This is a genomic window from Brevibacillus formosus, assembly GCF_003013405.1.
GTDB classification, from domain to species: Bacteria; Bacillota; Bacilli; order Brevibacillales; family Brevibacillaceae; genus Brevibacillus; species Brevibacillus formosus.
Genome location: NZ_PXZL01000010.1, coordinates 143403 through 167258, shown reverse-complemented (window position 1 = coordinate 167258; position 23856 = coordinate 143403). Strand labels below are relative to the sequence as shown.

The 23856-nt window shown below is 48.4% G+C and carries 23 protein-coding genes; 6 read left to right on the top strand and 17 right to left on the bottom strand.

The genetic code is table 11. From position 1 onward, the window contains the following. Window positions 1-3 precede the first annotated feature (3 nt). The gene (locus tag C7R91_RS10775) at window positions 4-1179 is read right to left on the bottom strand and encodes an MFS transporter (protein WP_047073395.1); all 1176 of its coding nucleotides are present in this window, start codon (window positions 1177-1179) and stop codon (window positions 4-6) included. 398 nt (window positions 1180-1577) lie between these two features. Here C7R91_RS10775 and C7R91_RS10770 point away from each other — a divergent pair, with 398 nt between their 5' ends. Next, window positions 1578-2057 carry a cysteine dioxygenase gene (locus C7R91_RS10770; RefSeq protein ID WP_047073042.1) on the top strand — a complete coding sequence of 160 codons (480 nt, stop codon included), beginning with the start codon at window positions 1578-1580 and terminating at the stop codon, window positions 2055-2057. A gap of 17 nt (window positions 2058-2074) precedes the next feature. Here C7R91_RS10770 and C7R91_RS10765 read toward each other — a convergent pair whose 3' ends face one another. Both C7R91_RS10765 and C7R91_RS10760 read right to left on the bottom strand, forming a co-directional pair. Continuing rightward, a complete protein-coding gene (locus C7R91_RS10765) occupies window positions 2075-3391 on the bottom strand; it encodes a globin-coupled sensor protein (RefSeq protein WP_047073044.1) in 1317 nt (438 codons plus the stop codon). A 123-nt stretch (window positions 3392-3514) separates the two neighbouring features. After that, window positions 3515-4306, bottom strand: coding sequence for a YybI family spore inner coat protein (locus C7R91_RS10760; RefSeq protein ID WP_047073045.1), 792 nt, complete (start codon window positions 4304-4306; stop codon window positions 3515-3517). A gap of 401 nt (window positions 4307-4707) precedes the next feature. Here C7R91_RS10760 and corA point away from each other — a divergent pair, with 401 nt between their 5' ends. Next, window positions 4708-5643, top strand: coding sequence for a magnesium/cobalt transporter CorA (gene corA, locus C7R91_RS10755; RefSeq protein WP_047073047.1), 936 nt, complete (start codon window positions 4708-4710; stop codon window positions 5641-5643). Here the strand turns inward: corA and C7R91_RS10750 are convergent, their stop codons facing one another. Continuing rightward, entirely contained in the window at window positions 5644-6738 is a 1095-nt protein-coding gene (locus tag C7R91_RS10750; protein WP_047073049.1) for an HD-GYP domain-containing protein, read from the bottom strand. 158 nt (window positions 6739-6896) lie between these two features. Here C7R91_RS10750 and C7R91_RS10745 point away from each other — a divergent pair, with 158 nt between their 5' ends. After that, window positions 6897-7910 (top strand): DUF2804 domain-containing protein, encoded by a 1014-nt coding sequence (locus tag C7R91_RS10745; protein ID WP_047073050.1) that lies wholly within the window; start codon window positions 6897-6899, stop codon window positions 7908-7910. 72 nt (window positions 7911-7982) lie between these two features. On the opposite strand, the gene C7R91_RS10740 is transcribed toward C7R91_RS10745, so the two are convergent. The 5 genes from C7R91_RS10740 to C7R91_RS10720 all read right to left on the bottom strand — a co-directional run bounded on the left by C7R91_RS10740 (window position 7983) and on the right by C7R91_RS10720 (window position 11823). Next, window positions 7983-8285 (bottom strand): YunC family protein, encoded by a 303-nt coding sequence (locus tag C7R91_RS10740; RefSeq protein WP_047073052.1) that lies wholly within the window; start codon window positions 8283-8285, stop codon window positions 7983-7985. 70 nt (window positions 8286-8355) lie between these two features. Next, complete coding sequence (locus tag C7R91_RS10735; RefSeq protein WP_047073055.1) at window positions 8356-8595, bottom strand: DUF6154 family protein; 240 nt, start codon at window positions 8593-8595, stop codon at window positions 8356-8358. Window positions 8596-8641: 46 nt separating this feature from the next. Continuing rightward, entirely contained in the window at window positions 8642-10096 is a 1455-nt protein-coding gene (locus C7R91_RS10730; protein ID WP_047073056.1) for a bifunctional metallophosphatase/5'-nucleotidase, read from the bottom strand. A 24-nt stretch (window positions 10097-10120) separates the two neighbouring features. Next, window positions 10121-10945 (bottom strand): sulfite exporter TauE/SafE family protein, encoded by an 825-nt coding sequence (locus tag C7R91_RS10725; protein WP_047073059.1) that lies wholly within the window; start codon window positions 10943-10945, stop codon window positions 10121-10123. A gap of 20 nt (window positions 10946-10965) precedes the next feature. Continuing rightward, window positions 10966-11823, bottom strand: coding sequence for a DUF72 domain-containing protein (locus C7R91_RS10720; protein WP_047073061.1), 858 nt, complete (start codon window positions 11821-11823; stop codon window positions 10966-10968). A gap of 51 nt (window positions 11824-11874) precedes the next feature. Between C7R91_RS10720 and C7R91_RS10715 the strand changes: the two genes are divergently transcribed. Then, a complete protein-coding gene (locus C7R91_RS10715) occupies window positions 11875-12381 on the top strand; it encodes a M67 family metallopeptidase (RefSeq protein WP_047073063.1) in 507 nt (168 codons plus the stop codon). Here C7R91_RS10715 and C7R91_RS10710 read toward each other — a convergent pair. Next, window positions 12312-13715, bottom strand: coding sequence for an aspartate kinase (locus C7R91_RS10710; protein ID WP_047073065.1), 1404 nt, complete (start codon window positions 13713-13715; stop codon window positions 12312-12314). The two genes, C7R91_RS10715 and C7R91_RS10710, sit on opposite strands and share 70 nt — an antisense overlap. A 187-nt stretch (window positions 13716-13902) precedes the next feature. Here C7R91_RS10710 and C7R91_RS10705 point away from each other — a divergent pair, with 187 nt between their 5' ends. Then, window positions 13903-14655 (top strand): polysaccharide deacetylase family protein, encoded by a 753-nt coding sequence (locus C7R91_RS10705; RefSeq protein WP_047073067.1) that lies wholly within the window; start codon window positions 13903-13905, stop codon window positions 14653-14655. A 62-nt stretch (window positions 14656-14717) separates the two neighbouring features. On the opposite strand, the gene floT is transcribed toward C7R91_RS10705, so the two are convergent. The 3 genes from floT to C7R91_RS10690 all read right to left on the bottom strand — a co-directional run bounded on the left by floT (window position 14718) and on the right by C7R91_RS10690 (window position 18322). Then, window positions 14718-16259 (bottom strand): flotillin lipid rafts scaffold protein FloT, encoded by a 1542-nt coding sequence (gene floT / locus C7R91_RS10700; protein WP_047073397.1) that lies wholly within the window; start codon window positions 16257-16259, stop codon window positions 14718-14720. Continuing rightward, complete coding sequence (locus C7R91_RS10695; RefSeq protein WP_047073069.1) at window positions 16259-16798, bottom strand: NfeD family membrane protein; 540 nt, start codon at window positions 16796-16798, stop codon at window positions 16259-16261. Before C7R91_RS10695 ends, floT begins: the two co-directional genes overlap by 1 nt. A gap of 87 nt (window positions 16799-16885) precedes the next feature. Further along, window positions 16886-18322, bottom strand: coding sequence for an aminotransferase-like domain-containing protein (locus tag C7R91_RS10690; RefSeq protein WP_047073071.1), 1437 nt, complete (start codon window positions 18320-18322; stop codon window positions 16886-16888). A 153-nt stretch (window positions 18323-18475) separates the two neighbouring features. Between C7R91_RS10690 and C7R91_RS10685 the strand changes: the two genes are divergently transcribed. Then, window positions 18476-19417, top strand: a complete 942-nt coding sequence (locus C7R91_RS10685) for a DMT family transporter (RefSeq protein WP_047073073.1) — start codon at window positions 18476-18478, stop codon at window positions 19415-19417. Window positions 19418-19466: 49 nt separating this feature from the next. Here the strand turns inward: C7R91_RS10685 and C7R91_RS10680 are convergent, their stop codons facing one another. The 4 genes from C7R91_RS10680 to sufB all read right to left on the bottom strand — a co-directional run bounded on the left by C7R91_RS10680 (window position 19467) and on the right by sufB (window position 23832). After that, window positions 19467-19931 carry an NUDIX domain-containing protein gene (locus C7R91_RS10680; RefSeq protein WP_236697958.1) on the bottom strand — a complete coding sequence of 155 codons (465 nt, stop codon included), beginning with the start codon at window positions 19929-19931 and terminating at the stop codon, window positions 19467-19469. 16 nt (window positions 19932-19947) lie between these two features. Further along, a complete protein-coding gene (locus tag C7R91_RS10675) occupies window positions 19948-20484 on the bottom strand; it encodes a suppressor of fused domain protein (protein WP_047073077.1) in 537 nt (178 codons plus the stop codon). A gap of 135 nt (window positions 20485-20619) precedes the next feature. Beyond that, window positions 20620-20922, bottom strand: a complete 303-nt coding sequence (locus tag C7R91_RS29950) for a hypothetical protein (protein ID WP_373454638.1) — start codon at window positions 20920-20922, stop codon at window positions 20620-20622. A 1512-nt stretch (window positions 20923-22434) separates the two neighbouring features. Further along, window positions 22435-23832, bottom strand: a complete 1398-nt coding sequence (gene sufB, locus C7R91_RS10650) for a Fe-S cluster assembly protein SufB (protein WP_047073084.1) — start codon at window positions 23830-23832, stop codon at window positions 22435-22437. Window positions 23833-23856: the final 24 nt, after the last annotated feature.

The window sequence follows — 23856 nt, the reverse complement described above, 5'->3', positions numbered from 1 at the left end:
TTTCTATTTTTTGGGAGAAAAAACGAGATACAAGCCAAATCCGATCAGCCCTGCAACAAACATCAATTGGGCAAAGACCAGCATCCCAAGTAAAGTGAAGGCACCCGCCAAGAATGGAGCCATGAGAAAACCAGCGAAGTACCCGCTTCGACTCAAAAGCCCCTGCACCCCCATCACCTTGCCTCGCAGCTCGTTATGGGCTTGTTGCAAAAGTGTGCTCTCATAAACCTGTGCTGCCCCGGAAAAAAGACCCGCCAAAACCAAGAGCAATAGCACAGACACAGCATGGTTTGCCGCGAATGCCCCTACAATGCCCACGGAAAAAACACCATAAGCGACGAGCATCCCATTCACCAGCTCCACCCGCAAACGAGCTGCCACATAGGAGCCAATCAAGGCTCCGACGCTCATCGCCGTCCACATCAATCCATGCAGGGTAGCGTCACTACCACGCAATTTGTCCGCCAGAAAAGGCAAACCGTAATTATAGGCAGACGTACTGAGCGATACGAGAAAAGCTAACAGGCTAATCGTCAATAGCACAGGTGTTTCCCGCAAGTAACGAAGGGTGACACGCAAGCCGCTCGCTGCTTTTCCTTTGATATTCGCATCAGAAAACGTAGCTAGGGCATTGTCACGCTTAACCTCCCAACGAAGTCTCGTCAGAATCCACGCAGAGAAAAGAAAGCTGGCGGCATCCAAGATGATCACAATGGTATAACCGTAGTGGTCTGTCAGCCATCCTCCCAGAATGAAGCCTATGATGCCTACCAATGACTCTAGCCTGACCTTTAATCCATTGATCTGGACCAGTTGCTCACTCCCAAATATTTGTGGCAAGGATGCCTGAAAGCTAATATGAAACAGCGTATACAGCATTCCATTGAGAAAAGCCGCTGCGATTAATACATACGGCGTCGGATAAAAAGCGATGGCCAAAATAGCAAGACCTGCCCCCATGTCGCTTGCGATCATGGTACGCCTTCTATCCATTCGATCAGCCAATATGCCTGCCAAGGGACTAAACAGCATCCCTCCTAGTTGTCTTGCAACGAAAAAAGCAGTCATCCAATAAGCACTATGTTCAAATGTAAAAATCAATGCGCTACACGCGATCAAGTTCATGCGTGATCCCAAGGATGACAACGCATTGACATACAAATACCATTTTATATTCATCTGCATTCAAACCTCCCGATCATGACAGGTGGTTTGAATCAACGCCCCCCTCTAGTGGGTGCGTACACTGATTATGGCAGTTGACATACGCATGCCTCCTCTTAAATGAAAATCAGAATGCTCTTGTTCTCGAAACATTTGATGGGGGACGTTTCCCCAAATCGTCCTGTACGGCATTTGTTGCCGTACCTTCATAATAGGTGGTGAGTGAGCTGGTTGTCGATAGCACAAAAAGGACGCTTTTTCTAAAAAAGCGCCCTAAACCTCAAGTAATCCTGTTGATTTACAATGTAATAATAATGGTAAATAAATTCCTTTTGGCCAAACTCAGACTATCACTACTCTTGAAATTTGATCATATGGTGTAGGAAGTATGACTTTCGTTTGGGAGGTTATTTATGAATCTGGAACGTCTGGAACAAGCATTTGGGGCCCTCGTTTCGCCTACGCCTGCCCAGCTTAGACGCGCTCTCATTTCCTTGTCTCCTTGCATGGAACAACTCGGTCCATACATCCCGGAGCCGTTAAACCTGCCTTATGGACGCAAAGTATTATTCTCCACGCCACATGTAGAGGTTGTCTTGATCCATCTGCCAGCAGACCAGGAATCCATTCCGCATAATCACGGTGACTCTTTTGGATGGGAATTGGTAGTCTCAGGCACGTTAACAAATATGATTTATGTCCAAACGAATAATGAAAATGAAGTTCAACGAGCACAAACCACTCATGTCAGCACGGGTGAATGCTATTTTGTAGAGCCTGGGGAAATTCACGCCATTCGCAACAATGGACAAAGTCCGGTTGTCTCCATAAACGTTTACAGTCCTCCATTGCGTAATTGCCGCCAATATTGCCCCTTTGAACCGACAACGTAATACTGATTTTTGCTTTTCTACAGGTTTTCTGTTATTTCCGATAGCTCATCCGCAGAGCTGGCTACCTGTGCCACTGCTTGGTTCATATCCTCCATGACTTTGAAGAAGTTTTCCAGCTCCCGCTGAATCCGTGAGCTCTGCTCTTTACTGTCTGAAACAGCGCTCATGATTCCTTCAAAAAAGGCATTCGTCTCGTTTACTACCGCAGTGCTCGATTGTACCAGCGCCTGAATTTCTACTACGACAGACGAGAGGACTGCTGTCTGTTGGTTCGTCTTCTCGATCAGCTCACGTACACCAAATACTGACTTTTTGGTCTGTTCTGCCAGCTTGCGTACCTCATCGGCTACGACGGCAAATCCGCGTCCGTGTTCGCCAGCACGTGCCGCTTCAATCGCAGCATTTAACGCCAAAAGATTTGTCTGCTCGGCAATCGCCGTCACGACCTCTACAATCCCTTGGATTTTTTCTGCGTTTTCCTCCATCGCGTTCATTTCTTCCGAGATTTGCTTGACGCTGCTCTGAATCAAGCTCATTTGTTCCTGTTGTTTTTCTAGCTTCTCTTTGCCTTCACGGGAGAGGTCTTGTGCTTTCGTGGAAAAGCCCGTGCCATTTTCAGCAAAACGGAGCACTTCTCTCGACTGTTCTGTTAATTGCACAACAGACGCGCTGTTTTCTTCTGAGACCGCTGCCAGCTCATGCGCGGAATTAGTCAGGAGGATTCGCAGCTCGTCCTTTTTGTCTTGATCCGCTCTCCGTGCCTTTTCATGCTCGTTTTCATATTCCTCCAGCACAATTTGCTGTTCGATGCTGAGAATCTTCGTGACTGCTGTGAGAGCTTGTACGAATTCGTCCTTGTTCGGGATGTTTTTTTGCAAGAGATCAATCAAGGAAACCATAATGTTTTGGAATGCACCCAAGTACCATTTTGGTTCCAAGCCAATTCGCATATGTATAACCGCAATTCTACTGCGCTGTTCAATGTAAGCGCTGTCGATGCGTCCGCTAAACATTTCGCAGATATGGCGGTTCAACGTCAACTTCAACCGTTCAATCGTGCTGTTTTGGTTTACAATCTTCATTAAAAGCGGTTCTTTCTCAATACTGGCATAAAAATAGTCCACAATAGCGTCAATATTTTGAATGATAAGTGGCTGAAGTGCTTTCACAATGCTCAGTTCTTCTTCGGTCAGGTTGATCATTGCTAGTTGCTTCGCGAGGGTGCTCTTCCCTACAATTTGCACTTCCCCCTTTTCCTTCACCCCCTGAAAAAAAGATTCACTTTTTCCTTTCCCTTTCAAACCAAAAAAGGTGGAAAACGGACATGTGCTCATAGCCTGAACTCCTTTTATCCGAGTACATATATCTCTGGAATATCCTTTCAATTATATACCCCTTTACAAACGGGTGTAAACCGCCCACCTTGACAATGGGCGGTTGAATGAGCCTAGCTACGACTATATTTCCGCTTTCCTCACAACTACTCGTTGCAGCTTCCAGCTTGTCTTGTCCCACTTCCAGTACGACTCCACATAGGCGATCGTATCGGCGTTGGCAACACCGCTGACTCTCTGCTCCCCTTTTAATTCACAGATGCCATCGCGGTTCTCATCGATAGGCATGAGTACACTGAATGTGTTAGGCATGACCTCTACTGGAGAAACCAGCTTCCCGTTCTTGTAGACACCATTTTCTTCATAGATTTTTTTGCGATCAGACAAATCGAGAACGACAGTCTCCCCCGTCTCCTTGATCGTCAATGGCACTTTGTATTGGTCCTGATAGGAGCCCGAAATCGTCAAAGACTGCGGAACAGGCAGAATCGCCGGCTTGTTGTCCTTGTCTGCGAACAAATAAAACTCAGATGTCCCTGCGCTACCCCCAGTCGGCGCCTGAAGTAAAATTTGCTGCACACCCCCTCCGGTAAAATCACAAAAGAACATCTCCGGCTGATAAGCGCCATACGGTGTTGTAAAAAAGGTTGTTTTTTTCGCAACGGGGTCTTGAACCATGATTTTTAAGTGTTCAAAGTAAGGACTGTCTGCCGCAAACCTCTTTCCTAGCAATGTTATAAGATCCGGTCGACCATCGCCTGTCACATCCTGCCGTTTGATCTGGATTTCCTCAAACACAGTCGGTGGAGGCTGTACGTCTCTCGTCTCCAAGGCAAGAGCTGCTTGTCCCCACCCGGCTCCCGTCAACATCCATACGATACAGCCAATTATACCTGCCCTCTTGTTTGTCCACATGTCGATACATCCACCTTTTCATCTGTTCAGCATATCTGTAGTATGCAAAAAATGGCTTTGGTCATACCGTCCTAAACGGTAAAATAAGAGAGAGGGATCGTAGAAAGTGAGAAACACTATAGCAATGAAACATGCGGTATTATTTGGAGCGACCGGACTCATACGAATCAAAGGAATTACCACAGCTAGCAGCAGCGGGAAAAAGGACGAGTTGACGTTCATACATATAGGATGAAGGCTTTCATCAAGGAGGCGAACTTGCATGACGACTCCCAAGCAACAGCGTCCATCAAAGGCCCCGCCTAGCCGCCGAGCACTTCGCTCTGCTTATGAACTGATTCTCACACAAATCTGGCCCCGTCTCCCCACCGCAACCGAATCCACTTGCAGGAGAATCGAACATGAAGATCAGACTTGTACAAAACGGAATCATCACTGAAATAGAAGACATCGAAGAGACTACTACTCCACCTGTGAACGGGTTTTACTGGATTCATGCCGCACCGTTCGATTTGGATATTTTACAGCCGCTGTTCGGACTGCATCATCTGGCTGTTGAGGACTGCATCGACGAGGAAGAACAGCGGCCCAAGCTGCAAAACTACGATGATCATTACTTTATGGTCATCAATGGCATTACCTTCCACAATCATGATATCTTCCTGCGTGAGATCAATATTTTTTTGGGAAGCAGCACCATCATCACCGTAACGAAGCAGGAGGCCCCGGAATTCACTACCATGCTGTCGATCATCCGGGAAAAAGAAGTGAACCGCCCCGATGCGTTTCTGTACTACCTGGTAGATCAAATTGTCGATCGTTATTTTGATGTGACCGAAAAAATTGAAGACCTGCTTGAAAATCTGGAAGAGCAAATTTTGATGCACACGAAAAAATCCCATCTGGATCAAATTATCGGGCTGCGCAGTGAAATCTTGTACGCCCGTAAAATGCTCGTTCCCCAGCGGGATTTGATTGACGCCTTACATAAAAAAGAACTCCCGCTCATTCAACCTTATCTGCGGAAGTACTTTGGCGATATTGTAGAGGATGCCAGCAAAATTGTAGAGAGCTTTGAAGCTTTTCGCGATCTCATCGGGAACTTGCGCGAAGCGTATCAAGCGGCGCTTGCTGGCAGAGCCAACGATATTATGCGTGTTTTTACCGCCTTGACGACGATTTTTATGCCGTTGACGATTGTGACCGGTATATACGGGATGAACTTTGATGTAATGCCTGAGCTGCGTTCACCCTACGGCTACTACATCGTGCTGGGATGTATGGCGGCTATCGGCACGACGATGTTTGTCATTTTTAAAAAGAAGGACTGGCTCTGATTATACCAAATCGCCACTGGCGATGATCATGAGCGTCAGCATTTTGGACAAGTCATACTCATAGGGATGCTCGATATCCCGACCTTCCTCATCCACCAGCACTCTGATGATCGGACGGCTCGGCATTCCCTTGTTCGAGTCGACGACGACACCAGACATGCCATTGTTCAAAGTGACGGTCAGACCTACAGGGTAGAGAGCAATCGTATTTCGCAAAGCCTCTACATACACTTGGTCAAACAGTTTGCCTGAACCGGAGTAGAGCACCTCCATCGCTTCGTGGGGGAGCATTCCGCGACGGTATACCCGATGCGACGTCAGGGCATCGAATACATCTGCCACTGCCATCAAGCGACCAAACGGGTGAATCTCTTCTTTTTTCAGGTGCCGGGGATAACCGGAGCCGTCCCAGCGCTCGTGATGCTGAAAAGCGCAGTGGGCTGCAAGCAACGGGATGTCGTCTTGCCGACGAAGCATTTCAAAACCAATCTCCGTATGTCTTTTCATGATTTCAAACTCTTCTTGCGTAAGGCTGCCCGGCTTTTTCAATATGTTGTCTGGGATATGCACTTTTCCGATGTCGTGGAGCATACCGCCAATACTAATCTCCAATACGTCTTTTTCTGAACAGCCGGTATTTATGGCGAGAGCTGTACTATACAAGGCAACGTTAAATGAGTGCGTGAATATGTAATTGTCGAAGGCGCAAGCATCTGCCAATAAATTCATGGCTGAATCACAGTTGTTCAATTCATCCGCAACGGTTTGCATGACATCCCGCAGCTTACGTCCCAAACCTTTGTCCGAAAAAAGCTGCTGCCATTTGTCCGGGACTTGATGAACAGTTCGGAATGTATCATGAATCAGGGACATTGCTTGTCTGCGAGTATTTTCGGAAATGACTGTCTCCACGATGATATCATCCGTGCGCTTATCTTGGATGTAGAGACTGTTCACGTTTTTATTTTTGAGTCGAGCTATCATTCGTTGGGTTAGTTCTACTCCGGCGCCAACGAGAATCGTTCCATTCTCTGTATAGATGGAACGAGCCAGTTTATCACCCGGCTGGCATTTTTGAATGGATTTCAGTCGCATTTCCTTTCCTTCGCCTTTCCTCAGGGTATCCCTATTATAGCGTGATTCGACTTGATTCTACATGAAATTTTTTCTAGATTTTCTTTCATGTCTATCGAGGAAAGACACTTGAGACGCATTTGTCTGGAAGAATCCTTGTTTGCAAGGGAGATGATCGTATGCCGCTTATCGAAAAAGAATTAACGCAGCCTCTTTCATTATGTGATGAGGATGGTCGATTGCGTCCCGAAGCGGTTGGCTGGTCCCGTTATCCGTTGCATGACTGCCAATTTAGCAGGCATTGGCTTCGCCGGAAAAAATGGAATTTTTGGTTTATCACCGCACCTGAATGTGCGATGTCGATTGCGATGGTCAATCTGGATTACGCTGGCATTGTCTTTGTTCATTTTATTGATCTGACGACAGGAGAGACCGCGGACAATGCCGTTACGGTTCCTTTTGGTGCAGGGATTCGGCTTGGTGCCGCCGTAGATGAGCCTTGCCATTTTGCGAGTCGCAAGCTCTCTGTGTCTTTTCTGCCAGGAGCCAGCGGAACGAACGTAGAAGCGACTGCCATTTGTCCCGGCGATAAGCCTCTCTCGCTCAACATCGTAATTGATCCGCCAGCAGAATCCTTAAATGTCGTGATTCCTTGGAGTGCGGAGCGCTTTCAGTTCACGTCGAAGCATACGGCCCGGCCTGTGCACGGCACCATTGCCTATAACGGGAAATCCTATTTGCTCGATCGGCAGAATGCTTTTGCCAGTCTGGATTTTGGACGTGGCGTTTGGCCGTATCACACTCGCTGGAATTGGACGACTTGCTCTTTCCGTCATGCGGAGGGTGTCGCAGGATTTAACCTTGGCAGAGGCTGGACGGACGGAACGGGAATGACCGAAAATGGCTTGATGATCGATGGTGTCCTCTACAAGCTGAGTGAACAAATTCGTTTTTCCTACGATCCTGACAACCGGATGCTCCCTTGGACGCTTGCAAGTGAAGAATCGTCTGCCGTACGCCTTACCTTTACACCACTTTTTGCTCGAACCGAGCACAAAAATTTTGCGTTGGTGCGAACCACTCTGCATCAAGTAATCGGCCGATATGACGGGACACTCTTAACATCTGATGGAAAAATAATTGCGGTGCAAAGCAAGATCGGAATCTGTGAAGAACAAAATGCTCGTTGGTAAAAAAGCGTGAGAAAACTAAAAAACCTTTGTCCTGGGACAAAGGTTTCTTCTATAGGCAAACCATTTGTTGTTTTACAGCATTTTCACGACAGCATCCCGCCCAATCATGCCAGCCGTAATCCCCTTCTTCTCCGCCGTCGTCGTCACGGACTCCAGCGGCGCATCCAGCAATTCCTGTATGGTCTTGACCCCCACCGCACGACCGGCAAGAATTTCTCTCGCTGCTAACCTTTCGTTTAATAGCCCCACATCCAGCGCTCCACACATGATGTAGCCATGATCGGTCGTTACAGCCAATAGCGTCGTCTTGGGCAAACGAACGGTGACAGCAATAGCCGTCCCCTCTGGAAAGTGGATTGGCACTACCTCTACCATCAAGATACCTCCTTTTCTCCCCTGTCTGTTGGCGTTACCATCCTATGACATTCAGAAGAGAAATGTGAGGTTAATGCATCATGGTTGTGGGGGATTGTTCATCATCCATTGCAACCTTTCGTTTCATCACTTCAATCATATACGTCGCGAGCATGTGAAACAGCTCTTCCTCGTCCATTTCCTCGACCAAGTCCAGCAAATCATCCCGAGACTGTTCCGCGAGAATACCGACGACAATCGCTGTAATGTCCTCTTCATCGCCATTAAAATGTCCTTTGTACAGCTTGTATACCTCATCAATGAAGCGCATCGCTCGTCTCCTCCCGTTTTCGATAGCATTCCCGAAAACCCGGTCTCTACGATTGGTTTTTTGACGGGGACGATATCTTTTCCCAACGTGGAAGAAACGCATTTTGCAGCATCTGCTGGTCCTTGATCGTCGTGGCGAGCACTTCACGCAGCATCTCGGGCAAAAAAAACGTAACCTCACTGCCGAGCAGCAAATCGGGAAACATGCGATTGTACATAAACATGTCGATCGTCCCGACTCGATACAGACGCTCGCGATCAAGCGGTTGCCCGTTGACTTCAATCTGGATAATTTGCGGCTTGTCATCCTCGCTGTAGCGGATGTGCAATCCGTCCACACACATCCAGCCTTCTATCTTGCCGCGAAAGCCGTACCCTCGCAGCTCCCGATGGACCATTTCCGGTTGAATGGCTTGCTCCAGAACAGTGGCGAGCTGCGCGCCTGTAATCGTGACCGCACAGGCATTGATCGGGTGGGGCATACTGTGCAGCAAATCAGCAAAAGACAAGCTCCCACGCGGCAAATCTGCAAGCAGCAGCCCTCCATTTGCCATGCCGATCTCAGCACCGGTCCATTTGCGAATGCTTGCTGCAATGAAGGAACCATAGGGGGTCTCCTCCGTCCAGCCTATGTGCATGTCTTGCTCCAGTTGAACAATGGGCTGAAACAAACGATTCTCTGCCCATACTTTTTCACGCTTAATGAAGTGGTTCAATGATTCGTCTACCTGATACTGTTCTGACTGAAAAAGCGCTGCTTGCATATCTGTAATCCTTCTACGCTTCCCGTCCCAAACGAGCTTCACATGACCGACATACTCGCCAAATCGCCCAGCTTGTGTGATCAAGGTGCCTCCCAGGCGTTCTCCATGAGGCAGCGCCCGGTGGGAGTGTCCGCCCAAAATGATATCCAGCCCATCGACTTCATTTGCCAGCACACAATCTGTCTGATAGCCGAGATGCGAAAGCAAAATGACAACATCCACTAACGAGCGCAGCGCGGCAATCTGCTCACGCAAAATCGGGATCGGTTCCTTGATCTCCCATCCCATACTTTGATAAGAGGGACCAAAGGGAATTGTCATTCCCAAGATCGCCAGCCGCAGCTCGCCTACGGTATGAATAGCGTACGGTACAGCCCAAGACGGGACAGAATTTGTTGTCGGTTCAAACAGATTGCCCGTAATGATCGTGAAGCGCGCATCTGTGTACAGTTCATTCAGCTTGTCTTTCGGGAGTGTGATGCCTTCGTTGTTTCCGATCGTCGCGTATTGAATCCCGCTTCGGTTCATGATCTCGACGTTTGTTTTCCCAAAGCTCGCTTCCGATCGGATATCCATTCGATCCATATGGTCTCCAATATCGACCGCCAGCACATGCTCTCCCTTGCCCTCCCACTCTTCTCGGTGCTTGCTCAGGCAGGTTGCAATTCGCGGCATCGTATCAAAATGGCTGTGCAAGTCATTCGTGTGCAAAATGTGTAAGGTACAGGTGTCAGCCACGACTTTCCCCTCCCTCTCGTCTCATTATCCAAAAATCGCTTCTCCGATCATTTGTATGGCAATTCCCAATATCAGAACACGCAAAAACAGCACGATGGTGCGACCTTTCATTTTACTGGCGGCAATCGCTCCGAGCTTTCCGCCCGCCCATGCTCCTGGTGCGAGCATCGCCGCATACAGCCAGTGTACGTTGTCGTGGAAAATATTCGTGATTGATCCAACCACGGCTGATAAAAAGATGACCACCATAGACGTAGCCGTGGCAATATGCGGCGGGAAGCGAAACAAAATCATCATGGCTGGAACCATCAGGATGCCGCCCCCCACGCCAAATAGCGACGAGGTAATCCCGACAAAGAAGGCAATCGTAATCACGGACCATTTGCTATACCCGTACACATATTCATTTCCTTCGTTGTCGACGAAGTGGCGTTGGACTTCCCACTCGATGCTGCGTGGTTTGATTTTGTCTTTGACCATCAATACGACGAACATACAGAGCTGAAACAAGCCAAACAGCAGCGAAAAGCCCTCCACTGCTAGTAATGTATTAAGATACACGCCCACAATAGCACCTGGGGCACTCCCGATAAAAAAGAGCATAGCGCTCTCTTTATCTACTCTTTTTTGCTTGAGATAAGAAAGGGAGGAAGATAGGGCTGTTACCGCAATCACAATTAGCGAAGTCGCCGCTGCTACTTGCGGGTTCATCGATCCAGGCATGTACCAGTTCCCAAAATATAGCAGGGCGGGCACGAAAAAAATCCCACCACCCAGACCCGCGATACTGCCAATGATGCCAGCCACGACTCCGATGATGACAAACAAGACAGCTATTATTGCAAGCATGAAACTTCCCTTCTTTCTTGCTACGTGGAGAACAGGTCCATCTGACGAGGATTCAGACCAGTAGGTGCAAGGCCAAGCATCTCCGAAAACTGCTTCGCATTCGCTGCTGCATCTCCTCCAGAATTATTGTTGAACAAAATGCAGACTTCATCCGCTTCCCGTTCGAGCAGCCTAATGTGTTCAACCCACTCTGCAAGCTCTGTCTCACTGTATCGATATAAATAACGGACATCCCGCCAATTTTGTCCCTCTCCCGGATCTCGCCAGCCCGCTTTGTTGCGCCCATGAAAGCGGACCAACGCCAAGGATGGCTTCGTCACGGCAGGAACAATTGGAACCGAGCCTTTTCCGACTTGCGGTTCATCACATACAACATGTGTCGCTTCGATCTTGTGCAAGAAATCCAGCGTTCGCTCCGAATACCGTGATTCAAACCAGCTTTGATGGCGAAACTCCACTGCAAACGGATACGCCTGCATGGCTTGGCGGCAAGCAGTCACATACTGGACATGCTCTCGTGTACAATCGAACCACGGTGGAAACTGAAACAGTAATGCTTTAAGCTTGCCCGCCTCCACGACTGGCTGAATGCTCTCTTCGAACTGACGAAACAATTCCCGTCTGCTTCCCGAAGCGTCCCCCCGTTGATGCCCCGTCATCCCTTGATGAGGCTTGACGATAAAGCCAAATCGTTCAGGTGTATCCTTCACCCACGATTCGTAATTTCGCTGTGGTAAAATAGCGTAAAAAGAACTATCCACCTCTACAATTGGAAAGTGGCTGGCATATACCGACAGCTTGTCCCGATTGCGCACACCTTGTACGTACAATTCATGCTGATCGCCCCAGCCGCAAACTCCCACATGTATCGTAGTCATCGATTGTTAACCTCCAAATCATGCCGAATAAAGAAGAAGGACGAAAGCCGAATGAAAAATCCCGCTTGGTTGGGTGACCCCTTTGCGATTAAGAATAACAAAATATTCCTGACGAAAAAAGTAGCGAAACGCCTCCTGGCCGAAGCACAAGAGGCGTTTCCTTATGAGTATTCTGCTTTGCTCGCAGGTCATGGTGCAACGATTACGGCCTATGTACCGATGCCCATCTCACCTGACAAGCACGTATTCGCTTGGGATGGGACAACGTTTCTTCAAGCCTTGCAACACATCCGCAAGAACAATCTTCAATGGTTAGGTGTCTTGCATACACACCCCCATACACCGCCAATCCCTTCTGCACGCGACATAGCTGGCTGGCATTATCCCACGCTCAGCTATTGGATTGTGGGACTCGCATCTGCACTGCCAGAATGGCGTGTCTATCAATGGGTACAGGATGCAAATAGCGGGTTATTTGAAGCACGCCACTACACACTGACAGAAGCGGCTTGTGCCGATGAGGATACCACTGGTTCTTCTCCTCCAAAAAACTCTTGATACAATGCAATCACAGCACGATCTGCCTCTTCGGCTTTTACCCCGAACATCATGCTTACTTCTGATGACCCCTGATTGATCATTTCCAGATTGATTTTCGCAGCAGCCAACGCCGTAGTGGCTCTCGCAGTTGTTCCCACAGATTGACGCATGCCCTCTCCGACAATCATAACGAGCGCAAGACTATGCTGAACAGCGACGTCATCGGCGAATAGCTCTTGGCGGATGCGCTCTACAATCCGCTGTTCCTTCTCTTCCGTGAGATCGCGCTCGCGCAGAATGACGGAAATGTTATCAATTCCAGATGGCGTATGCTCATACGAAAGCTCTTCCTCCTCCAGAATTTGCAGCAGCTTGCGGCCAAAGCCAATTTCTCGGTTCATCAAATACTTGCTGACGTAAATGCTGCAAAAGCCGCCGTCACTTGCAATCCCCGACACCCTGTTTGTAGCAGATCCTCGCTCAGCCACGATCATCGTGCCAGGCGCAGACGGATTGTTCGTATTCTTGATGCATACGGGTATATCTGCTTGATATGCGGGAATCAACGCTTCCTCGTGGAACACACTAAAGCCGGAATAGGACAACTCCCTCATCTCTCGGTACGTAATCTCTGTTACTTTTTTCGGATCGTCAATCAGGTTTGGATTGACCACATACACAGAGTCGACATCGGTAAAATTCTCGTAGACCTCTGCTTGAACCGCCGCAGCCAGAATCGATCCCGTAATATCCGAGCCACCTCGTGAAAAAGTAACCAGATCACCTGCACGCGAATAACCAAAGAAGCCAGGGAAAATAACGATTCCCTCCCGCTCTCGCAATGTCGCCAATTTGGCATACGCTTCAGGGAGGATATGAGCATTGCTTGCTTCATCCGTAACCAGCATTCCTGCATCCTTTGGATTCATGTAGGTCGCCACCTCACCCAAGCTCTGCAAATAACGAGCAACAACTTTGGCGCATGTATCCTCTCCGGCTGCTTTGACAGCATCCATGAATCTATCTGCGGACAAGCCCGCCTTGTTTGCGAGAACCTCCTCGAGCTCCGCTTCGATCGCCTGACCGATCTCGGCAGAAAGCCCGAGATCTGCCACAATCTCCCGATAGCGCAAGAAAATTGCTTGTTTCGCTTCCCCTATAGGCTCCCCAGCCAAAGATCGCTCAGCATAGGCAATTAACAAATCAGTAACCTTCGTGTCTTCCTTGTGCCGCTTCCCAGGTGCCGATACAACAATCAATCGTCTGTCCCGATCCGCCATAACAATTTGGCATACTTTTTTTATTTGCTCGGCATTCGCCAGAGATGTTCCCCCGAATTTTGCTACCTTCATGATTGATTCCTCCACCCAACTCTCACGTTTTATGCTTTTACTAGCTTAAATTATCCACACAAAAAGAACAAGTGTCTTTTCCACGGAGACACAAAAGAATATTCGTCAAGATTTATCGCATAGTAACGGTAAGTACATCATCACCTACAGCTACCTAGTTCGAAAGTCTCTGCAACGAGGTGAACGAATGAAAAAGCATATCCTCTTTTTCCCCCTTTTGCTAGCTGTCATTCTTGCTCCTTCCTTCAGCGAGACAGCCAATGCCATTCGGGGAAAAAATCGTGAGTATTACGAAACAAGAGGAGATATCGTTTGGGAGGTGCCGACAGAGAGCAAGGTGATTGCCCTTACCTTTGACGATGGTCCTGATCAGGTATACACTCCTCAGATCGCAGCGTTGCTGAAGCAATACCAAGCGAAATCTACCTTTTTTGTCGTAGGCAATCGAGTGAGCCAGTACCCGGAAATTGTCAAATCTCTCGCGAATGATCAACATGAAATTGCCAATCACACTTACAGTCATCCAGATATTCGAAAGCTGTCAGCGAAACGACTGTTAGAAGAGGTGCAAAAAACGCAGGAGACGATCTATTCAACAACCGGGGTTCGTCCCACCCTCTTTCGTCCCCCAGGGGGATATTATGACGAGACCGTCGTCGATACAGTCAAGCAAGCCGGTTTTCTCGTGATCATGTGGTCATGGCATCAAGACACACGTGATTGGAGTGATCCCGGTGTAAAAAAAATCGTTAACAAGGTTTTGAACAACGCGCGGAATGGAGACATCGTGCTATTTCATGATTACGGAGGCAATCGCAGACAGACCGTTCAAGCACTCGAGCAAATATTGCCTGAACTAAAAAATAGAGGGTATACATTCGTTACGGTCAGCGAATTGTTGAGAGGATACGGACGTGTGAAGCAGGTACACTATCCTTGATTTTCTTTCCACAAAAAAGTGCCCCTCGCTAAAAAGGGGCACTACTCTTCTGATCGATTTGATTATTTCTTTTCGTCCTCCGGAATAGAATCGGTCTCAACCTGAACTTTTACAGGTACAGGCGGTTGCTGGGCTGGCACGTTACCACCCTTTTGCATAAAGTCCGAGATCATCTTATTCATATCCAAGCCTGACACGTCTTTTAGCATCTCAGGCAGTTGGGCCATCAGCTTCGTAACATTCCCGCTCAGACGATTGACGCCATCTCCCTGACCGCCTCCCGCATCCACGATCGTTACTTTGTCGATCGCCTTCATTGGCTCGGCAATTTTCTCAGCCAGCTCAGGGAGCATTTTCGCAATAATATCGAGGACAGCCGCATGACCGAATTTTTCAAATGCTTCAGCCAGCTTCTCTTTCCCTTCTGCTTCGGCTTCGAGCTTGAGGCGTGTGACTTCTGCCTCAGCGCTACCGCGGGCTTTTTCAGCCTCGGCAATCGCCAAGCCTTCCAGACGCTTCTGCTCGGCATTGGCTTTTGCCTCAGCTTCAATGCGGTACTTGATTGCGTCTGCTTCTCTCAGCTTCTTCGCTTTTTCCGCTTCTGCCGCCTGTTCCACTGAGTAACGGTCGGCGTCGGCCTTTTTCTTCACTTCCGCATCATATTGCTTTTCGCGGCGAAGAATTTCTTTTTCCTCCAGCTCGATTTCCTTCTGCTTGCGGACGAGATCGATCTTCATCTCTTCTTCTGTTACCTGCTGCTTGGCGACAGCTTCTTGCAGCTTGTAGGCTTGGTCCGCGCTCGCCTTCGCCTTATCCTGCTCTTGCTTAAACGCCGCTACCTTCAGCTCTTTTTCCTTTTCAGCTTCAGCAATGTTCGTTTCCTTCAGCAGCTCTGCCTTACGTGCCTCTTCCTCTGCCTGAGCCTGCTTGATCCGCGCTTCTTTGTCCGCGTCAGCCTGTGAGATGGTCGCATCACGCTTCACCGCAGCGATTTGCGGTATTCCAAGGGCAGCTAAATAGCCGTTTTTGTCCCGGACATCCTTGATCGTGAAGCTGACAACGGACAGCCCCATTTTCTTCAAATCCTTTGTCGCTACCGCTTGCACCTCTTGTGCGAATCGCTCACGGTTCTTGTAAATTTCCTCTACCGTCATACTGCCGAGGATTGCCCGCAAATAGCCTTCGAGTACTTCCTGTGCTTCACCGCGCAGTGCCTCGTCACTCTTGCCCATAAATTGCTCGGATGCGGTCGCGATATCTTCAATCGAGCCGCCAACCTTGATGATCGCTACACCGTCTGCCATGACAGGAACGCCCTGTTCGGTATACACCTCAGGAGTCGATACGTCCAGCTTATGAGACAGAAGACTCAGAAAGTTTGCTTGTTGAAAAATAGGGAGGATAAATGCGCCGCCTCCGCGGACGATCTTCATCTTGCGCCCGGATTCGTCACTGAGTACGTTTTTCGAGCCGAGATAGCTACCCGTCACGATCATGGCTTCATCTGCACCCACTGTTTTGTACCGAGCCCAAAAGGCAATACCCAAAACAAGAAAGACTGCGACGACAACACCTACTATCGTCAAAATGCCGGGATCTACCATCATTTCTCATCTCCTTCGCCAGATTCAGTGTAAAAGGGGATCACATACAAGACATGGTCACGCACCTCGACTACAACGACACGGGTTCCTTGCGGGATAATCTGGCCCTCCAGACTCGCTGCCATATGGTAAGTGGTTCCACTAATCATCGGCAGCAGCACCTCTCCCAGTCCTTCCGCAGGGATCGTCGTCCCGACTTCCCCCAGCTTTCCTCCTAGTTGACTCATGGAATAGCTCGTGGAATTTTCCGCTTGACTCATTGGCTTTACCCACAGGAAGTAAGAGACAAGAGCCAATGCGATGCCAATGCCAGCAGCCAGCATCAACACGACAAGCGTCCCCAGAGAAGTGTACCGCGTTAACAGATACCCCGCTCCGCCAAAGGCAGTCATGCCGCTGACCAACAAAATGGGCTGTGCAATAGGCAGATGCAGATGTCCCAGCCAATCCGAGAGCGAATCGCCAAACAACAGCGAGATGACCGTGTAGATTAGACCAAGTACAAGGCAGACCATGTAGACGGTTTCAAGTACGCCCACGACTGTCCCCCCTTTCTAAAATTGCCTCTATAGTGCATACGAGTGAGGTGGAAATTAGTTTCATAAATAAGGAAATAATCCCTTTTCTTATCGCTTTTTCTGCTGAAGGACTCTTTGGATCCGTTGAATTCCTTCCTCGATATTCGCCGGGCACTCCCACGAATAGGTCAGTCGCAGCCACCCCGCTTCCGCTCCATAGACGCTGCCAGGTGTGAAGACAACTCCCTCTCTGATCGCATCATCCAGCAATTCTTTTTCGTCCCTGGGAGCAAGCAACCGACACCAAATATGATAGCTGCCACCCGGCTCGTTCCATACGGCGAAATCGGAGAGATGCTTGTGCATAGCGCGTACCATCGTTTGTTGCTGCTCCAACAAGTAACGAGACATCCGCTGCTGCTGATTGTTCCAGCTCTCTCGCTCAACAAAATGCCGGGCGAACTGCTGGGAGACGCTGCTCGTGCCAAAGTCCATTTGCTGCTTGGCATCGGCTAGTCTTTCTACGACAGATCTTGGTCCCACCAGCCAGCCAATCCGCAAGCCTGGCGCAATCGTTTTCGAAAGGCTCCCGACATACAGAACAGCACCTGTCTTGTCGATGGCTTTGATCGGCTTGGGCGGTCTAGGGCTTCCGGCCAGTGTCAATGCGCCGTAAGCGTCGTCTTCCACAAGTGGGAGGCGCAGCTCCTGACAAATATCGAGCAACTGGGCTCGCCGTGTCTCACTTAAAATCGTCCCGGTTGGATTATGATAGGTCGGGTTGGCGAAAACCATGCGAATCCGATGCTCCCGCTGCAAGTCGTAGACAGCCTCGGGTACAATACCGTCCTCATCCATCGGCAAGCGAAATAAACGCAGGCCAGCTGAACTGAATAAGGGCAAGGAATACGAATAGGAGGGTCCCTCCATTGCGATTGCATCTCCAGGATTCAAGAGACATAGTGTAATCAGATGCAATGCCTGCTGCGCTCCTGACGTCACCAAAATTTCGTCGGGAGAAGCGTGAATGCCGTAGGTTTCTTGCAAATGCACAGCCAGCGCTTCACGCAGACGCGGCTCCCCCTTTGGGTGTGCGTAGCCCAGCTCAAGCTTGATCTCGTCTTCTTCCCCCGTCGTCGTTGGTATCCATGACGGGATCATCGACGTTGCCAATTCAGCCTTTGCCAGATTGATGATCGAAGAATCGAAGCACGCATCCTGAATTCGTTTCGCGAGTGGATAGGCTGGCAAGAATGCCCCGCCGTTCGTGTAGGTATACCAGTTTGGCATTTGTTTGACGCCCCATAAATCACGACTGACCCAAGTACCGCTCCCTTGCCACGATTGCAAAATACCTTTTGCTCGCAATTCTTCGTACGCTGCCGATACCGTCCCACGATTGACGCCAAAGCGCCGCGCCAACACTCTTTCTGGCGGCAGAGATGTACCAGGGGACAGCACTCCTAGCACAATCTGTCGTTCCAGCTCTTTGGCGATTTGCATATAGATCGGGACTCCCGCATCTTTGTCCGGCTTCCATTCCATCCTGATCCGCCCTCCACACTTCCTGTTTACGTTTTCCTCATTTTCGACAAATTGGCTTACTGCTCCTGCTGCCAATTGGCTCTACCGTTTATGCTCGGTCGCCTCTAAGATGGAACAACAGAAAACTTTTATTCGATAAAGGATGGGATTCGGATGAGTGCACAGCTTCCTATCGAGAAGCAAGCCGTACAAACAGAGCAGCCAACCACTCCTGAGCAGCTCCATACAGAGAAAATGGGCTTGCTGTATGGCTTCATCGGGGTTCTTAGCTTCAGCTTGACCTTGCCTGCAACGAAGGTGGTTGTAACCGCGCTCTCTCCCCTCTCAGCAGGGTTGGGACGAGCGTTGATCGCGGCTGTACTGGCTGCTTTGGTGCTCCTAATCAAACGAGTATCGTTTCCTACCTGGCAAGAAACCAAGAAACTGTTTCTCGTTTCCGCCGGAGTAGTAGCGGGCTTCCCGTTTTTCTCGTCGTGGGCGATGGAGAGAGTGCCCGCTACGCACGGCGCAGTCATCATTGCGCTATTGCCATTGGCCACGGCAGGCGCAGCGATATTCTTTTCAGGAGAACGCCCCACCCGGAAGTATTGGATTTCTAGTGTGATCGCCTGTGTGACGATTATCGCCTACGCGATCAGTTCTGGCTTTGGTGCCCTCCAATGGGCAGATCTCGCCTTGCTCGGGGCGGTCATCAGTGCGGCGATCGGATACGCGGTTGGCGGTGAGCTCTCCAAGACAATGGGTGGTTGGCAGGTCATCAGTTGGTCGTTGATCTTTGCCTTTCCTTTTCTCATCGTTCCGCTCGCAGGTCCGCTGCTCGCTGAATTAAAACTAGCCACTTGGCCTGTCTGGATCGGTTTTGGCTATATTAGCGTAATCAGTATGTTTCTCGGTTTTTTCGCCTGGTATCACGGCCTGGCACTCGGTGGCGTCTCCAAGGTCAGTCAAATTCAATACCTTCAACCCTTTTTATCGATCATCGCCGCTTGGCTCCTCCTGTCAGAGCCATTGACACTCGGTGCTGTTCTCTCAGCAGTTATTGTCGTGTTCGCTGTCGCAAAAGGAAGAAAAGCTTCCGTACAGCAAAAAACGTAAGAAAAAACACCGCTCCTCTTCACTAGGAAAAGGGCGGTGTCTCTTGTTTTTATTCTGCTTGGCTCAGCATATTTCCTAAGTACATCGGTTGATAAGTGGGATCAGACAAGACTTGCTTGACTTGATCCGGGCGTGTTTTGTGGTCGTTCGGCAGTTGTTTCCACTCGTCTATCGTGACCCAGCCAGCCCATTCGATTTCTTCATCGACGATACCACCTGGCGTAGGGGTTGTCTGATCACCGACGAGCTTCGCCAGAACTCCTACTCCGACTGTATGCTTTCCGTTCCCTTCCTGATCGATCCGATCGTCTATCCAGATCAATCGCTCCATTTCCACAAGGAGTCCGGTCTCTTCCATCACTTCTCTTTTCGCCGCGTCTGGAATCGCTTCCAAATATTCTACGATTCCCCCTGGCAGATTGTAAAAGATGCCTCGTTGTGTCTGCTCACGGATGAGGAGGACTTTCCCTTCGTGTTCCACTACTACGGTGACTCTCAAGCGAATCGCTGACATTTCGCTCGCTCCCTTCTCAGATGGCAGGCGTACGTGTAACATTCAGGGAATCGACACCGGAGTGCGCTAACCATTCCTGTAATGCCATAAGTCCATATTGTTCCAAAAACTTTGCTTCAGAATCCGCGATTGCATGAAGCATCATGAACCTGATTACGTCCTTGCCGTTTGTATAATATTCAAGTCCAGCCTCTTCATAATAGGCAGGGGTCAGTACCATATGATTCAAAACCGATTTTTCCACGATTGTATCCTCGAGTGAAAAGATACTCCCAGACTCCATACGGGTAGATTGACTCTCCCACTGACGAATTACCTGGGCTGCTACTCTTGCCAAATGCGTGATCATTCTTTGCTCAAACTGATAGGAATAGACGAGATACTCTGTGGCTCCCATCTTATGCAGCTCAAGCGTGGCATACGTCCACCATCCTCGCTTGCGCGTAGCTGGATAGACGGCAATCAGGATATCCGCATCCTCGGATTGATACAGCTCTCCTCCACTTCCAAAAAAGCGGCGGCAATGATCCATTAATTGCTTTACCACTATCATATGTGCAACCCCGCTCCAAAAAGTATGAAAACCTCTATGGCTGCCTGCTCATAAAAGAGCAGCTGCACATTTGTGAAAAGGTTTGTGCTCGCCCGAAAAAAGCATGCCTGGATACGTTGGCATACTTTGTTGATGTTAGGCAGCGTTATCTTGTATATACGAACATTTTATCATTGTGTGAAGCGAATGTACATGTTTGAACACGTACAAAAAACCCCCGGTTATCCCAAGGGCACTGTTCTTGTTTATTTCGTGACTTTCGCCCAAATCGTCATGCTTTTTCCATGGTACTTCACCTTGAGCTTCGGAGTTCCTTTTGTATGTACCGTAATGTAGCCATTTTTCTACGGTGGCAATCTCCTCGTCTTCACTGGACCATACCACTTCGTCTGTTATATCTTTTTTCGATTGATCCCGGTAGTAGACGGTTGCTGTGATCTCTTCCTCTTCACCTTCTACAATCGTGACAGATCGATTACTAATGGAAAGTCGACTGATCAGCTCTGCACAAGCCCATATAGACTGTCAGCTTGGATGTTTTTCCGGCATATATGACTGAAATGACGGTCACACCCGGCGCAAGCCCGATCATTTCTCCGTTCTCATTGACCGCATTGAAAAAGTAACCAATATTCTCCATTTAAGTAATAAAACGTAAAGGAGTGAACTCCGCATGACCGACTTCGTATCCATCATATTGATAACACTACCCCTACTTAGTTGGGGTTTTATCGTAAATTCCCAGTCACTTCGTAAAAGATGGCTGTATGCACTGTTCACATTTATCCTTTTTTGGGGGATTGTCGAATTACTATATTACTTTGACCCTCATCCCCTCACTATGAGTAATCCATGAACTAAACTAATGGTGCGATTTTCCCACAATTCTTATATATCAACTTGAATACAGGGAGTAATTTATCTATGAAATTATTTTTAAAGCTCACAGTGGGCACATTAGCAACTGGCTGGTTCTTTCTTCTTTGGTGTATGCAAATGATTCTTGCAAGTGACATTCCGGTAACAATTTCATTCGATGAAATGCAGGATTTCCTTCAGATTTTTTCCATTTCCACTTTCCTTGCTCTTGTCTATGTCAGGTTTGTTGATGATACAAAATTGCATTATTTTCTTGTGATCCCCATCCTATTATGGAGTATGAACACAATTCAGGATTTGGAGTACAATTACCATCCATACGATACCTTGATAAGCTGTGTAAGTCTTATTGGATGTTTGCTCATCTTTCTATACTCTATATTAAAACAGCGTCATAAGTTAAACTGACTCGATCATTACGACTTTGACATGGTATGATTTAGGAAACGCTTTTGGAGGTGTTCCCTTGTTTAAAAAGTTTCAGGAATACACTCACATCGCAGTGATATCCATTTCATTTGTCATCGATTGGATAGCATCATAGAAGGATTTCTTTTGCCCGATCCAATGGTCGGGCTTTTTATTTTCCCGTTCTACTGTTCTCCCTCAGTTCTCATGGTTTCCTCGCTGTAAGGCGGATTAACATAAATCAAGACGTATTTGTACATCTTTCAGACTGCCTGGATAGTCGTGGCACTTCATTTGGAAATTTGTAAATAAACAAACTTCGTGATACATTTTTTGTAAATTCCTATACATAGGTGAGTATTATGAAAAAAACAACTTTGCAAAAGACAGGTTCAATTATCATTTGCTTGATTGGCCTATATTTATTGTTAACGAGTGTGGCAATTGGATTGTTTGGTTTCCTCTATTTAGTTATTGGAATTTGGTGTGTTTTTATGTACTTTGGCAAAAGTGACGAGTGATTTAAATTAATTAGCCCTGTGCAGCAGAAGATATCCCCTTCCTTTCCCCTCATGCACTTAGACATTACCACGCAATCCAGGGGATCAATAAAAAATACGTGTCTGAACGAATCAGACACGTATTTACCCGTTACAAAAACGCTTATCCGATAGAACCTTCCATCTCAAACTTAATGAGACGGTTCATCTCTACCGCGTACTCCATCGGCAATTCTTTTGTGAATGGCTCGATGAAGCCCATTACGATCATCTCAGTTGCTTCTGCTTCTGACAAACCGCGGCTCATCAGGTAGAAGAGTTGATCCTCGGATACCTTGGATACAGTCGCTTCGTGCTCAAGCGTGATGTTGTCGTTCATGATCTCGTTGTACGGGATCGTGTCGGACGTGGACAATTTATCCAGAATCAGCGTATCGCATTTGATGTTGGACTTGGAGCCTTCCGACTTGCGTCCAAACTGCGACAGACCACGGTAGGTTACTTTTCCGCCATCACGGGAGATCGACTTGGAAATGATCGTCGATGTGCAATCTGGCGCCAGGTGAATCATTTTCGCACCTGCGTCTTGGTGTTGTCCTTTGCCTGCAACTGCAATGGAAAGAACGGTACCTTTCGCGCGAGGTCCTTTCATGATAACAGCTGGGTATTTCATCGTCAGCTTGGAACCGATGTTACCATCGATCCATTCCATGTTCGCATCCGCGTAAGCAACCGCACGTTTGGTAACGAGGTTGTATACGTTGTTGGACCAGTTTTGGATCGTGGTGTAGCGGCAACGAGCGCGTTCTTTCACGATGATTTCTACAACAGCGGAGTGCAAGGAATCCGTGCTGTAGATTGGAGCTGTACAGCCCTCTACATAGTGAACGAAGGAATCTTCATCGGCGATGATCAGCGTACGCTCGAATTGACCCATGTTCTCGGAGTTGATGCGGAAGTATGCTTGCAGCGGAGTTTCCACTTTTACGCCTTTTGGTACGTAAATGAAGGAACCACCGGACCATACTGCCGAGTTCAACGCAGCAAACTTGTTGTCTGCTGGCGGAATCACTGTCGCGAAGTATTCTTTCACGATTTCTGGGTGCAGTTTTACTGCGGAATCCATATCGCAGAAAAGAACGCCCAGTTTTTCCAGGTCTTCCTGCATGTTGTGGTACACTACCTCAGATTCATACTGAGCAGATACACCTGCGAGGAACTTTTGCTCTGCTTCTGGAATACCCAGCTTGTCAAAGGTAGCCTTGATTTCTTCCGGCACCTCATCCCAGCTACGGCCTTGCTTTTCAGAAGGCTTTACGTAGTAGGTGATGCTGTCAAAATCGAGGTCGTCCAGATCGCCGCCCCATTTTGGCATCGGCATGCTGTTGAAGATGTCCAATGCTTTTAGACGGAATTCCAGCATCCATGCTGGCTCATCCTTGATCTTCGAAATTTCTTCGACGATCTCGCGGGTCAAACCCTTTTTAGTACGGAATACAGAAACGTCCTTATCGTGAAAGCCGTACTGATATTCCTGTAATTCTGGGCCTTTAACAGCCATCGTTGCTCACTCCTTCGTGTTCAT